General features: G+C 67.2%; 9 protein-coding genes. 5 read left to right on the plus strand and 4 right to left on the minus strand.

Features of this window, described 5'->3' with window-relative positions:
• Window positions 1-113: 113 nt before the first annotated feature.
• Complete coding sequence (locus EYS21_RS00285) at window positions 114-2183, plus strand: PhoX family phosphatase (protein ID WP_131131170.1); 2070 nt, start codon at window positions 114-116, stop codon at window positions 2181-2183.
• A gap of 392 nt (window positions 2184-2575) precedes the next feature.
• The gene (gene menD / locus EYS21_RS00290; RefSeq protein WP_242633265.1) at window positions 2576-4264 is read left to right on the plus strand and encodes a 2-succinyl-5-enolpyruvyl-6-hydroxy-3-cyclohexene-1-carboxylic-acid synthase; all 1689 of its coding nucleotides are present in this window, start codon (window positions 2576-2578) and stop codon (window positions 4262-4264) included.
• A 124-nt stretch (window positions 4265-4388) separates the two neighbouring features.
• Here menD and EYS21_RS00295 read toward each other — a convergent pair whose 3' ends face one another.
• The 4 genes from EYS21_RS00295 to EYS21_RS00310 form a co-directional block, all read right to left on the minus strand.
• Window positions 4389-5192 carry an amino acid ABC transporter ATP-binding protein gene (locus EYS21_RS00295; RefSeq protein WP_131131172.1) on the minus strand — a complete coding sequence of 268 codons (804 nt, stop codon included), beginning with the start codon at window positions 5190-5192 and terminating at the stop codon, window positions 4389-4391.
• An 11-nt stretch (window positions 5193-5203) separates the two neighbouring features.
• Window positions 5204-5995 carry an amino acid ABC transporter permease gene (locus tag EYS21_RS00300; RefSeq protein WP_131131173.1) on the minus strand — a complete coding sequence of 264 codons (792 nt, stop codon included), beginning with the start codon at window positions 5993-5995 and terminating at the stop codon, window positions 5204-5206.
• A gap of 125 nt (window positions 5996-6120) precedes the next feature.
• A complete protein-coding gene (locus EYS21_RS00305) occupies window positions 6121-6921 on the minus strand; it encodes an ABC transporter substrate-binding protein (protein ID WP_131131174.1) in 801 nt (266 codons plus the stop codon).
• 174 nt (window positions 6922-7095) lie between these two features.
• Entirely contained in the window at window positions 7096-8517 is a 1422-nt protein-coding gene (locus EYS21_RS00310) for a chorismate-binding protein (protein ID WP_131131175.1), read from the minus strand.
• A gap of 107 nt (window positions 8518-8624) precedes the next feature.
• On the opposite strand from EYS21_RS00310, the gene EYS21_RS00315 reads away from it, so the two are divergent.
• Genes EYS21_RS00315 through EYS21_RS00325 form a run of 3 tightly spaced genes read left to right on the plus strand, consistent with a single transcriptional unit; the run spans window position 8625 to window position 11835 of the window.
• Entirely contained in the window at window positions 8625-9401 is a 777-nt protein-coding gene (locus tag EYS21_RS00315) for a demethylmenaquinone methyltransferase (RefSeq protein WP_242633217.1), read from the plus strand.
• 5 nt (window positions 9402-9406) lie between these two features.
• Window positions 9407-10738 carry a geranylgeranyl reductase family protein gene (locus EYS21_RS00320; protein WP_131131176.1) on the plus strand — a complete coding sequence of 444 codons (1332 nt, stop codon included), beginning with the start codon at window positions 9407-9409 and terminating at the stop codon, window positions 10736-10738.
• Window positions 10735-11835, plus strand: coding sequence for a polyprenyl synthetase family protein (locus EYS21_RS00325; RefSeq protein ID WP_131131177.1), 1101 nt, complete (start codon window positions 10735-10737; stop codon window positions 11833-11835). Before EYS21_RS00320 ends, EYS21_RS00325 begins: the two co-directional genes overlap by 4 nt.
• The last annotated feature ends 318 nt before the right edge of the window (window positions 11836-12153 follow it).

Consider the following 12153-nt stretch of genomic DNA (forward strand, 5'->3'; position numbering starts at 1 on the left):
GGTGTTCCTGCAGGTCACCGGCGGTTAACCCGAACTTCACCTGGGTGACGGCTGCGCGTAGAAACCGGCTGACAGGGTGGGGGAACCGCATCGATTTTCCCTGGAAGGCCCCCATGTCTGAAACGACTGCCCGCAAATTCACCCTGCTGCCGATGCTCGGCCACACCAAGGGCAAGCGCAGCGCCGTCACCTGCGCGCTGAAGTGCGACAACGCCTGCGCCGGCGACGTCTGCAACACCAGCTCCAACAGCTACTTCCGCGACATCGCCTCCGCGACCATGTCCCGCCGCGCCGCACTGGGCTTCGGCGCCGCCGGTGCGCTCGCCGTCGTACTTGGAAGTGCCGTGACATCCGCGGAGCCGGCGACCGCCGCAGGACTCTCGCCCGCTGCGAAGGAGGGCTTCGGGACGTCGAAGCTGAAGTTCACGTCCATCCCCTCCATCGCCGCCGACGTCGACGCGGTCACGGTTCCGGAAGGCTTCACCTGGCAGCCGGTGATCCGCTGGGGCGACCCGATCTTCAACGACGCCCCCGCCTTTGACCTGAACAACCAGACCGCCGCGGCCCAGGAAAAGCAGTTCGGCTACAACAACGACTACACGGACATCCTCGAGGTTCCGGGCAGCAATGGCCGCCGCGCGCTGCTGTTCGCCAACCACGAATACACGAACGAGAACATCATGTTTCCGGCCTCCATGGCCGCGGCCGACGTGCGCGCCGTGGGCCAGGCCGCGCACGGGCTGTCCGTGGTCGAGCTGGAGCGGAAGAACAAGAACAAGCCGTGGAGCTATGTCCAGGGCGCGGGGCTGAACCGCCGCTACCTGAACAGCACGGTCTACGAACTGACGGGCCCGGTTGCCGGCTCAGCGCTGGTGAAGAGCGTGGCTGACCCCACCGGCCGCGCCATCAGGGGCACCCTGGGGAACTGCGCCGGCGGCACCACCCCGTGGGGCACCATCCTGTCCGGCGAGGAGAACTTCAACGGCTACTTCGTCTCCCCGGGCACGTCCGCGTCCGACAAGCGGTACGGCCTGACGTCGAACGCCACGGCCCGGAAATGGGAACTGGATGACCCGCGGTTCGACACCCGCAACGCCGGCTACGAGAACGAGGCCAACCGGTTCGGCTGGATCGTCGAGGTCGACCCGTTCGACCCCACGTCCACCCCGAAGAAGCACTCCTCGCTGGGCCGCTTCAAGCACGAGGGCGCCAACGTGATCGTTGCCGATTCCGGCCATGTGGTGGCGTACTCCGGCGACGACGAGCGCTTCGACTACCTCTACAAGTTCGTCTCCCGGGATAAGTACCGCGAAGGCGACCGCGCGCACAACATGACGCTGCTGTCCGCCGGGAACCTGTACGTGGCCAAGTTCACCGGCAACTCACCCGCCGCCGAGATCACCGGTACAGGGGCCGTCCCGGCGGACGGCGCGTTCGACGGCATCGGTGAGTGGCTGCCGCTGGTGGTTGACGGCGCCTCGGCCGTGCCCGGGATGACCGTGCAGGAGGTCCTGGTTTACACCCGCCTGGCCGCGGACAAGGTGGGACCCACCAAGATGGACCGCTGCGAGGACGTCCAGCCGAGCCTGCACACGGGCAAGGTCTACGTGGCCTGCACCAACAACTCCGACCGCGGCAAGGTGGGCAAGGAAGGCGCCACGGAAATCAACCCGCGCAACGCCAACCGCGACGGCCACATCGTCGAAATCACCGAAACCGGAGACCAGACCTCCACCACCTTCACCTGGAACCTGCTCATGGTCTGCGGCGATCCGGCCCAGGGTGACGTCACCTACTTCTCCGGCTTCCCGGTGGACCAGGTCTCGCCGATCTCCTGCCCGGACAACCTCGCGTTCGACTCCGTGGGCAACCTCTGGATCTCCACCGACGGCGCCCCGTCCGGCATCGGCCGCGCGGACGGCCTGTTCAAGGTCACGCTCGACGGCGCCGAACGCGGCAAGGTGGAGCAGTTCCTGGCCGTGCCGCGCGACGGCGAAACCTGCGGCCCGATCATCCACGACGAGGAGCGCACCGTCTTCGTCTCGGTCCAGCACCCGGGCGAGGAAGGTTCGTTTGACGCGCCGAACTCGTACTTCCCGGATTACGTTCCGGCAGGCACGACGCCGGCACCCGGCCAGGTGCGCGCCCCGCGTCCGTCGGTGGTCCAGGTCTTCCGCGGCTAATTCCTTTCCGTTGCTCTATCACTTTTGGTCCCTTCGCAGGCCTTTTGGGGACCGTAAGTGATAGAGCAACCGGGTTTAAGCGACAGGAAGTGATAGAGCGTTTCAGGCGGGACGAACGACGGCGTCACGCCAGGCAGTCTTTTGGCGCACCTTAGGTGCCGCTACCCCGGCAAACCGGGCCGCCGCCGTCGTCCGTTCCCCGAAAGCGTGCCTGGCGTGACGCCCGCAGGCCCCTACCGCCGCCGGGCGGCGAGTAACGAGCGTTCGGGTTTAACCGACAGGAAGTAACGAGCGTGTCAGGGTGGCAGACTGGTTCGGTGACTTCGCCGAATGACTCCGCCTTCCATCCCGCATCCGACGACGGCGCCTCCGCACCCCCAGCCGCACGTTCCCTGACCTCACTCGAAGCGGCGCGGATCGCCGTCGAAGCCCTGATCGACGGCGGCGTTGAGTACGTGGTGGTGTCGCCGGGGTCGCGCTCGGCTCCGATGGCCTACGCCCTGGCCGAGGCGTCGGCGGCCGGGCGCGTCGACCTGCTGGTGCGGATCGATGAGCGTTCGGCCGGATTCACGGCCCTGGGCCTGGCACTGTCCACCGGCTCCCCGGCGGCTGTCCTCACCACGTCCGGCACCGCCGTCGGGAACCTCATGCCCGCCGTAATGGAGGCCAACCACGCCGCCGTCCCGCTGGTGGTGCTGTCCGCCGACCGGCCCGAGGAGCTGCGGGGCACCGGCGCCAACCAGACCACCATCCAGCTGGACCTGTTCGGCGAGCACGTCCGGTTCGCCGCCGACATCGAGGCCGGCAGCAGTCCGCTGCGCGCTGTGGAGACGGCGCTGGCCGCCGCCACCGGCGCGTTCTCGGACCTCGCCCCCGGGCCCGTCCAGCTGAACCTGGCGTTCCGCGATCCGCTGGTTCCCGCAGCGGGGGAGAGGCTCCCGACGGAAGCCGCGCGCCCGAAATTCCGCATCGGCACCGACCCGCTCACCATGGACCTGCCGCCCGCGTCCGGCGACCTGGCGGAGCGGCGCACCGTGGTGCTCGCAGGACATGACGCCGGTCCCGTCGCCGAAGCCTTCGCCCGCGCCCACGGCCTGCCGCTGCTGGCCGAGCCGTCGTCCAACGCCCGCTTCGGCCCGAACGCGGTGGGTCCGTACCGGCTGCTTTTGCAGCACTTCGGACCGGAATCCGCGCAGCCGATCGAGCGCGTCGTGCTCTTCGGCCGGCCTACCCTGTCCCGGCCAGTGGCGTCCCTGCTGGCGCGGGCGGATGTGCCGTCGGCGCTGTACCAGCCGGTTCCCGTGGCCTGGTACGAGCCCGGCCGGCGGACGGAACTGCCGCTGGAAAGCCTGGCCGACCTCGCCGATTTCGCCGGCCGGGGCCCGTCCTCGTGGCTGGATGCCTGGCTGCTGGCCGGGTCCGCCGCGCAGCACGCCCTGGACCAGGTCCTGGCCGGGGAGGCCGTCGCCACCGGGCCGTCCGTGGGCGCTCTTGTGTGGAACAACTCGCGCGGCCAGCTGGTGCTCGGGTCCTCCAACGGCATCCGCGACGTCGACCTCGCCGGCCTGCCCGCCTCAGAACCGGCCGCCACGGTCTACGCCAGCCGCGGCCTCTCCGGGATCGACGGCACCACCTCCACCGCCACCGGCATCGCCCTCGGCGGCCGCCAGGAAACCACCCTCCTCCTGGGCGACGTCACCTTCCTCCACGACGCCGGCGGCCTGCTCCTCGGCTCCGGGGAGGCCGAACCCCCGCTCCGGATCGTGGTGCTCAACGACTCCGGCGGCGCCATCTTCGACCTGCTCGAGCACGGGGCCGTCCGCGAATCGGGAACCTACGGAGACGCCGTCGAGCGGCTCTTCAGCACCCCGCACACAGTGGACCTCGCGGCACTCGCCGCAGCGTACGGCGTCGGGCATTGCTCGGTAAGTACGACGGCGGCACTCGCCGAAGCGCTCGCCCGGCCGATCGAGGGCCGCAGCATCGTCGAGGTGCGGACCGACCGGCACAGCCTGCGGGACCTGCACGCCCGCATCAAGGCAGCAGTGGCCGCGGCGGTGACGGGAGTCCTGGCGGACTGAGTCGACGCGCCGCGCCACTCGACGCGCGAATTACCCCGTGACGCGCATGTGCCCTGTCGCTACCGGTATTCAGGTAGCGACAGGGCACATGCGCGTCGACAGATAATTTGCGCCTCGGAAGAGCCTATTCCTCGATCTCGATGTGCGTCGGATCCAGGACGCGGCGCAGGAACTCCTTGGTGCGGGACTGCGTGGGGGCGGAGATGACCTGTTCGGCCACGCCTTCCTCCACCACGACGCCGCCGTCCATGAAGACCACGCGGTCGGCCACTTCGCGGGCAAAGCCCATCTCGTGGGTCACCACCAGCATGGTCATGCCCTCCTTGGCCAGGTTCCGCATAACCGAGAGGACATCGCCCACGGTCTCGGGGTCCAGTGCGGAGGTGGGCTCGTCAAAGAGCATCAGTTCGGGGTTCATGCTCAGCGCCCGGGCAATGGCCACGCGCTGCTGCTGGCCGCCGGAAAGCTGGTCCGGGAAACGGTCGGACAGGTGCCCCAGGCCCACGCGGTCCAGGTTGTGCTGGGCCACCTCGTCCGCCTCGGCCAGTGACCGCTTCAGGACCTTGGTCTGGGCGATGGTGCAGTTCCGCTTGGCGTCCAGGTGCGGGAACAGGTTGAACTGCTGGAACACCATGCCCACTTTGCGGCGCATCTTGTCGATGTCCACGTCGGGATCGGTGGCTTCGAAACCGCCCACCTGGATGGCGCCTTCGTTGGGCTGTTCCAGCAGGTTCACGCAGCGCAGCAGGGTGGATTTGCCGGAACCGGACGGGCCGATCAGGCACACCACTTCGCCAGGCTTCACGTCGAGGCTGATGCCCTTGAGCACTTCGTTGGTGCCGTAGGACTTGCGCAGGTCCTTGATGGACACGCCTGCCGCGTTGACGGTGCCGGGGTTGCCGGCGGTGGAATTTACGACGTCGTTCATGGCTTCCCTGCCTATCGCTTGGTCCGCGCGGAGCGGCTTTCGAACTTCCGGGCCAGGAGGCTCAGCGGGATGGTGATGACCAGGTAGAAGGCGCCGGCGACCAGGAGCGGCGTCAGGCCGGCGCCCAGGCTGGAGATGCCGTCGCGGCCGAACTTGGTCAGCTCGTACTGCGACGCGGTCAGGCCCAGGACATAGATCAGCGAGGAGTCCTTGGTGAGCAGGATGACCTCGTTGGTCAGCGGCGGCAGCACGATCTTGAACGCCTGCGGGATGACGATGGAGACCATGGCCCGCCACTGCGGCATGCCCAGCGAACGGGCGGCTTCCAGCTGTCCCTTGGGCACAGCCTGCAGGCCGGCGCGGAGGGTCTCAGCGATGTATGCCGACGCGACCATACCCAGCGAAACCATGACCACGATGGTCACGTTCCAGGAGACGCCGAAGGCCAAGGGGACGCCGTAGCCGAAGGCGATGAACACCAGCAGTGCCGGGATGCCGCGGAAGAACTCGATGTAGCCCGTGGCGATCCAGCGGTACAGCGGGAAGGCGGAGAGCTTCATCAGGGCCAGCAGCAGACCGCCGGACAGCCCAACGACGAAGCCCAGGAACGTGTAGATCAGGGTGTTTTTCAGGCCCACCAGGAAGATGTCCGGGAACATCGGGCCGATCTTGCCGAAGTTGAAGACGCTGTTGCCGATGGTCTTCCAGTCCGTGGCCAGGACCAGTGCGGCCACTGCCACAATGAAGATGCCGATCTGGACATACAGGCTCACTCTGGCCCGTTGACGTGCGGTCATTGCCATGGGGTGCTCACATTCGTAGTGCGTGGCTGAGGCCCCGGACCTACTGCGGTACAGCGTGTCCGGGGCCCCGGCGGCATGGTTCTCAGGGCGGCGAAGGCCTCAGTTTCCTGGGGCCGAAGCGCTGGCTACTTGGCGACCTCGCCGAACCAGGTGGTCTCAAACTTCTTGAGGGTTCCGTCGTCGGTCAGGCGCTTGAGCGTTCCGTTGACCTTCTCGGCCATGGCGGTGTTGCCTTTTTTGATGGAGATTCCCAGCTGCTCACCGGTGGCGAACTTCTCAACAGCCTTGAACTTGGGCTCATCCTTGATGGCGTAGCCCAGGACGGACTGGTTGCCCAGGGCCGCGTCGATAGTGCCGGCCTGCAGGGCCTGGACCAGGAGGCCGGTGTCCTCGAACTGCTGGGCGTCGAGGCCCTTCTCTGCTGCGTAGTCGGCTCCGGTGGTGGCCTGCTGGACGCCCACCTTCTTGCCCTTGGCGTCGTCCAGGGTCTTGATGCCGGAGTCCGTGCTGGCCACGAGGGCCAGGTCGTCGTCCAGGTACGGGGTGGAGAAGTCCATGACGGACTTGCGGGTGTCCGTGATGGAAATCGAGGAGATGGAGACGTCGCACTGGGTGAGCGCCGTGCCGGTCTCGATCGCTTCGAAGGAGCTGTCCACAACGCTCAGTTCGGCTTTGAGGTCCTTGGCGACCTCCGCGGCGATGTCCATGTCGAAACCGACGGTCTTGCCGTCCTTCTGGAATTCGAACGGCTCGTAGGGGACGTCGGAGCAGACCGTGAGCTTGCCGGCGTTGATGAGCTGGATGCCGCCTTCGGATGCTGCCGGGGTGGAGCTGCCGCCGCATGCCGTGAGGGTGAGGGCGCCGGCGGCGAGGATTGCTGCTGCCTTGGCGGTCATTTTGGCCGTGGCCAGGGACTTGAGCTGCATAATTCTTACCTTTTGTTGCAGGGGTATGCGGTACTAAATCGGTTCATAGTGTAGCGCCGAACAAGAGATGTGCATCACAGGAAACTTAGTTTCACTATTGGATAACTAAACTACCGCTGATTTCAAGCCTAGGCGAGGGGTAGGTGTCTGCGATCCCGGACACTCCGGCGGAAACTAGCTGTTGATGCCCAGCGACTCAAGCATCGGCCGGAACTTCGCCCACGTCTCGGCGAGTTCGGCCTCGGGCTGGGAACCGTCGACTATGCCGCAGCCGGCATACAGGCGCACCGTATCCGGCGACTCGATCACGGCCCCGCGCAGCGCGATACCCCACTCGCCGTTGCCGGCCGCGTCCAGCCACCCCACCGGCCCGGCATAGGGCCCGCGGTCCAGGTGTTCAAGCTTGCGGATCAGCGCACCCGCCACCAGTGTGGGCGTGCCGCAGACGGCGGCCGTCGGGTGCAGCGCGTTAATCAGGGCCAGGCACGTGGGGACATGTCCCTCCACCTCGGCGAGTTCGGCCTTCACGTCCGACGCCAGGTGCCACACGTTGGGCAGTTCCAGGATGAACGGCTCGTCGTGCGCGTTCATCGCCTCGGAGAACGGCGCCAGCTGCGACGTCAGCGACTGGATCGCGATCTCGTGCTCGTGCCGCTGCTTCTCGGATCCGGCCAGTACCCGCTCCGCGTAATCCATCGGAATGCCGGCCTCGCCGTGCGCGTCGCGCCGGTCCAGCGTCCCTGCCAGCACGCGCGCCTGCGCGGTACGGCCCTCCACCTGGATCAGCATCTCCGGCGTGGCACCCACCAGCCCGTCCACACCATACGTCCAGCATTCGCGGTACCGGGCCGACAGTTCGCGCAGCACCCGGGCCGCATTCACTCCGGTGGGAATCGTGGCCACGATGTCGCGCGCCAGCACCAGCTTCTCCAGCGCCCCGGTCCGGATCTCCTCCACACCTGCGGCGACGGCGGCCATCCAGTCCTTTTCGCTGAGGGACCCTGTGTGCAGCGTTGCGCCGGCGGCCAAGGGCAAGGGGCGTACGACGGCGTGACCCGCCTTCGCGGGTACGGCAGGGGAGGTGCCGTCCCCGGCGGCGCCCACGGACGAAGCGGGAGCCTCCGGAGTCGGGCCGCCCACCAGGGTGCCAGCGGGAACAGCGCTGCCGCTGCTCAGCCAGCGGTCCAGGGCGGCGAGGGCGCCCGCCTTGGTGAGCGCGCCGTCGTCGAACGTTAACTGGGTGACCCAGTAGCGGCCGTCCCGGACGCCCACCACGATTTCCGGCACGATCAGCCGGGACTCATGGGCAGATTTTTTGGAGAAGGCGAACGAGCCGAAAGCCACCGGGCCAGTGCCCGGCAGTTCCACGGAGTCGGTGATCTCGGCTTCAATGACCAGGTGGCGCCACCAGATGTCGGCTTCCAGGAATCGCTCGGGGCCCGTGGCGGTGAACCGTGCGATCTCGCCGAAGCCCACCAGTCCGGCCTCGCGGCGGGTCCAGCAGAGGACATCGTCCCGGACCAGAAACTGAGGCAGCCCCCCGGGAGATGCTTTTCCATCCAGGGGGACTGTCAAGGTGCGGAACGTGCTCGTCATGATGAGATAACAGTACTCCCGGGCGCAGGGACTCCCCGTAACCGGCCCTCCGCCGTGGAAACCGCCCGTGGTTAGGGGGCCTGCTGAACATTTGAGACAATGGCTGAGTGAACCGAGCATCCTTGGATAAGCGTCCGGACGAAGTAGCCACGATGTTTGACGACGTCGCACCTAAATACGATGTCGTCAACGATGTCCTCTCCATGGGGCAGACCCGCCGCTGGCGCAAGGTTGTGGTGGAAGCCATGGAAGTCACGAAGGGCCAGCGGGTGCTTGACCTGGCCGCCGGAACCGGCACCTCCAGCGAGCCATATGCCGATGCAGGCATAGACGTCGTCGCCTGCGATTTCTCGCTCGGAATGCTCAAAGTGGGCAAGCGCCGCCGCCCCGACATCAACTTCGTTGCCGGTGACGCCACCAACCTGCCGTTCGCGGACAACTCCTTTGACGCCAGCACCATCTCGTTCGGGCTGCGCAACGTCAACGAGCCCAAGAAGGCCCTGGCCGAGATGCTCCGCGTCACCAAGCCCGGCGGCAAGCTGGTCATCGCCGAGTTCTCCCAGCCCGTGGTTCCGCTCTGGCGCACCATGTATACCGAATACCTCATGCGTGCCCTGCCGGCCATCGCCGTGAAGGTGGCCTCCAACCCGGACGCCTATGTTTACCTCGCCGAGTCCATCCGCGCCTGGCCGGACCAGGACCACCTGGCCGCATGGCTGCAGGACTCCGGCTGGGAAAAGGTCACCTACCGCAACCTCACCGGCGGGATCGTGGCCATCCACCGCGCCACCAAACCGGCCGACTCAAGCCCCGACGGCGGTGCGGCCGCCATCGCCGCGAATAAAGGTCCCGTAGCCAAGCTTCGCCGCAACATCGTCCGCTGAACGGCGTGAATGTACTGATTGTCGGCGCGGGGCCGGCCGGCTCCACCGCCGCGTATTACCTTGCCAAGGCCGGCATCAGCGTGACCGTGCTGGAAAAAACCAGCTTCCCGCGCGAGAAGGTCTGCGGCGACGGCCTCACGCCGCGGGCTGTCCGCGAAATCCAGAAACTCGGCCTGCCGCACCCGGAAACGGACGGCTGGCGGAGGAACAAAGGCCTGCGCCTGATCGCGGGCGGCCGCACCATCGAACTGCCCTGGCCCGAGGTGTCCGACTTTCCGCAGTACGGCCTGATCCGCACGCGCCTGGGCTTCGACGAGGAACTGGCCCGCCACGCACAGGCCGCCGGCGCACAAATCCTCGAGCGGCACAGCGTTACCGAAGCCCTGCGCTCGGAGGACGGCCGCGTGACCGGAGTCCGCGCATCGCTCCTGGACGAGTCCGGACGCAAGACGGGGGAGTCACGCGACTTCAGCGCCGACGTCGTCCTCGCCGCGGACGGCAACTCGACGCGAACCGCCGTGTCGCTGGGCATCCAGAAGCGCGACGACCGGCCCCTCGGCGTCGCCGTCCGCACCTACTTCACCTCGCCCCGGACCGACGACGACTGGATGGAAGGCTGGCTGGAACTCCCCGGCCGCGACGGCAAACTGCTCCCCGGCTACGGCTGGGTGTTCGGCGTCGGCGACGGCACCTCCAACGTGGGCCTCGGCATCCTGAACTCGTCCAAGGATTTCGGCAAGCTCGACTACAAGCAGGTCCTGCGCGAATGGACCGCCGGCATGCCCGCCGACTGGGGCTTCACCCCCGAGAACCAGGTGGGCGAGATCCGCGGTGCCGCGCTGCCCATGGGCTTCAACCGCACCCCGCATTACTCGCCGGGCCTGCTCCTCCTGGGCGACGCCGGGGGCATGGTCTCCCCGTTCAACGGCGAGGGCATCTCCTACGCCATGGAATCGGCGCGGTTCGCGGCCGAGTTCATCATTGACGCCTCCTCGCGCTCTTATGCCGCGGGCGGAATGTACGGCGCCGATGCGCACCTTTCGGGCTACGCGGACTATGTTCGGGGCCAGTGGGGATCGCACTTCACGCTGGGCCGGGCCTTTGCCGCGCTGATCGGAAAGCCCGCCGTCATGAAGCTCGCGCTGCAGACCGGGATGCCCATTCCCGTGCTGATGCGCTTTGTGGTGCGGCTGCTTGCCAACCTCACCGATCCAGCCGCGAAAGGCTTCGAGGACCGGGCCATCCGCGTCCTGGAGTCGCTGGTTCCGGCCACATCCAATACACCGTCGGCCTCGAATCAGCGGTATCCGCAACAAAAAGTTAGGGTTAACCCGTGACCAACTCCGCAGACCACAGCTGGACGCACGCCGGGCACGGCCTGCCGGACTCCGAACCCAGCCTCAACACCACCGCCATTGCCACGGGACTTCAGCTGCCCGCAGGCTTCGCGGCGATCGCGGAGGACGCCGAACTGGGCCCCGCCATCACCAACAACCTGGCGCGGGTGGAAAAGAAGCTGCGCGAAGCCATTGCCAACTCGGACCCGCTGGCTGACGCAACGTCGCGTCACCTTGTGGAAGCCGGCGGCAAGCGCATCCGGCCGCTGCTGACCCTGCTGTGCGCGCACCTTGGCGACGCTTCGCTGCCCGCCGTGGTGCAGGCCGCCGTCGTGGTGGAACTGACCCACCTGGCAACGCTCTACCACGACGACGTGATGGACTCGGCCCCGTTCCGCCGCGGTGCGCCCACCGCCCACGAGGTCTGGGGAAACTCCGTAGCTGTCCTCACGGGCGACCTCATCTTCGCCCGCGCCTCGATCCTGGTGTCCGAGCTGGGCTCGCGCGCCCTGGGCATCCAGGCCCGCACGTTCGAGCGGCTGTGCCTGGGCCAGCTGCACGAGACCGTTGGCCCGCGCCCCGATGAGGATCCGGTGGAGCACTACCTCTCCGTCATCGCGGACAAGACCGGTTCCCTGGTTGCCGCCTCCGGCCAGCTGGGTGCCATCTTCGCCGGCGCCGATGAGGCCTACGAGGAAGTCCTGGTGGAATACGGCGAGAAGGTAGGCGTGGCCTTCCAGCTCGCCGACGACGTCATCGACGTCACCGGCATCAAGGTCAAGTCCGGCAAGTCCCCGGGGACCGACCTCCGCGAAGGCGTCCCCACGCTGCCGGTGCTGCTCCTGCGGCGCGATGCCGCCGCTGGTGACCAGTCCGCCGTCGAACTTTTGACGCTGATTGACGGCGACCTGACCTCCGACGACGCCCTGGCCGCCGCAGTTGCCGGGTTGCGCGAGCACCCCGTCACCGCCGAGTCCTGGGTGGTTGCGCGCCGCTGGGCCGACGAGGCTATTGCCGCGCTGGCCCCGCTGCCGGAGGGTGTTGTGAAGTCGTCGCTGTCCAACTTCGCCCTGGCCGTGGTGGACCGCGCCAGCTAGTTCTTTTTGGGGCCTGGCCCGGGTTAGCGCCCGGCCAGGCCTTTTGGCTTAAACGGAATAGCCCCGATTCTCAGCAACGATACGAGTCAAACGTTGCGTCGAACCGGGGCTATCTCTCCGTTCGCATCAGATCCGCCGGAGGCGTTTAGCGGATCCGTGAACAGTCTATGACAGCTTTGTCACAGGATGCAAGTCCCTTGTTACTGCGCTTGTCACAGGTTTTTCTGGCAGTCGTGGGGCACATTCGCGCGCAGCAAGCGCATTCCGCGCTGGAGTGGCGGCGTGTCCGTGTCGAAGTGCCCCACGACGGTGGCGTTG

It is taken from the genome of Arthrobacter sp. S39 (assembly GCF_004320525.1).
In the GTDB taxonomy this organism is placed as follows: Bacteria; Actinomycetota; Actinomycetes; order Actinomycetales; family Micrococcaceae; genus Arthrobacter.

Coding starts and splice junctions, on each gene's coding strand:
- EYS21_RS00285 (WP_131131170.1), top strand. CDS start 114: ATGTCTGAAACGACTGCCCGCAAATTCACCCTGCTGCCGATGCTCGGC.
- EYS21_RS00295 (WP_131131172.1), bottom strand. CDS start 5,192: ATGAACGACGTCGTAAATTCCACCGCCGGCAACCCCGGCACCGTCAAC.
- EYS21_RS00300 (WP_131131173.1), bottom strand. CDS start 5,995: ATGGCAATGACCGCACGTCAACGGGCCAGAGTGAGCCTGTATGTCCAG.
- EYS21_RS00305 (WP_131131174.1), bottom strand. CDS start 6,921: ATGCAGCTCAAGTCCCTGGCCACGGCCAAAATGACCGCCAAGGCAGCA.
- EYS21_RS00310 (WP_131131175.1), bottom strand. CDS start 8,517: ATGACGAGCACGTTCCGCACCTTGACAGTCCCCCTGGATGGAAAAGCA.